Origin of the sequence: Pseudoflavonifractor sp. An184, assembly GCF_002160305.1 — a bacterium.
Lineage (GTDB): Bacteria > Bacillota > Clostridia > Oscillospirales > Oscillospiraceae > Lawsonibacter > Lawsonibacter pullicola.
Map to the genome: position 1 here is coordinate 1 of NZ_NFKI01000130.1, position 1,297 is coordinate 1,297.

At 56.6% G+C, this 1,297-nt stretch carries 1 protein-coding gene; it reads right to left on the reverse strand.

The window, feature by feature from the left end:
- A partial coding sequence (locus tag B5F19_RS16745) for an S-layer homology domain-containing protein (protein WP_204248362.1) occupies positions 1-1,297 on the reverse strand: 1,297 nt, incomplete at both ends.

A 1,297-nucleotide genomic window follows, 5' to 3' on the forward strand; every position in this document is an offset into this window, starting at 1 on the left:
ATGCACTCGTTGGGACGGAAGCTGCGGTCAGCCCCGGAAATCCAACCGTAGCTGGTGGCTTGGGCCACATAGTCGTAGAACCAGTCACTGGTGGACACATCCCGGAAGTTACAGTCGAAATCCTCCGGCTCATAGGCAAAGGCCAGAGCGATGACACAGAATTCTGCCCGGGTGATGGGGGCGTCCGGACGGAAGGTCCCGTCGGGATAGCCATTGATCATACCCAGAGAGGCCAGGGTGTTTACAGCTTCCGCATACCACGCATCCGCGGGCACATCGGAGAAGCTGACCGTGTGAGGCACATTCTGGTCCAACAGCAGTGCGTAGAACATCTGAGCGGCCTCCGCACGGGTCATATTCTGGCCAGGGCCAAACGAGCCATCCGGATAGCCGGTCATATACTGAACATGGTCTTTGGTGTTCAGATAACGGTCGGTGCCGCTGTCACTGGGATCTGCGGCTCTGCGGGTAAAGATGGCTTCGATCTCATGGTCCTCATCTACATCCTTAAAGGTGTATTTGTCCACATTCCCTACACTCTTGCCGTCCACCAGAACGTCGGAGATGCGGTAGCCGTTATTTGCGGAGATCCGGAAGGTCTGGTCATTCCCCTTGCGCACCTCGACTTCATTGTCGGAGCCGCCATCGGGGGTGATCTCACCGCCTTCGCCGCAGGTCACAGTGATGATGTACTTTTTGGTGGAGGAGCTTCCGCCGCCTCCGCCTCCGCCGCTGCTGCGGCGGTCCCAGCTGGCGTACAGCGTGATATCGCTCATGACAGGAGTATTAAAGTCGTAAGCGGTCTTCAAGGCCTTATCCACAAACCAGCCCTCAAAGGTATATCCGCTGAGAGTGGGGTTAGCAGGCTTGGCCACCTTCTCCCCCTCTTTTACGGTCTGGCTGGCAACCTTGCTGCCGCCGTTGCTGTCAAAGGTCACCGTGAAGGTCTTTTCCACAGGGGGAGCCGTCACGGGACGAATCTCTACACGGACTGCGCCATTTTCAATAGCCAGATCGCCGGTCCAAACGAGTTCATAGCCTTCGGGAATATTGGTCAGCGTACTGGTATTGAGATTGGTAGCGTCAGCAGCAACCTCAATGGTGAAAGTTTCGCCCACCTGTTTATTGTTTACAGTGTCCCAGTATGTAACGGTTACAGACTGAGTTTCTGTCTCTTCTACGGGGCGAACCTCAACCCAGACCCAGCCGTCGTTGATCTGGAGGTCGCCCTCCCAGACCAGCTCGTAGCCGGCGGGGATGTCCTTGAAGGTGCTGGTGTTTACCATGGTGGCGTCGG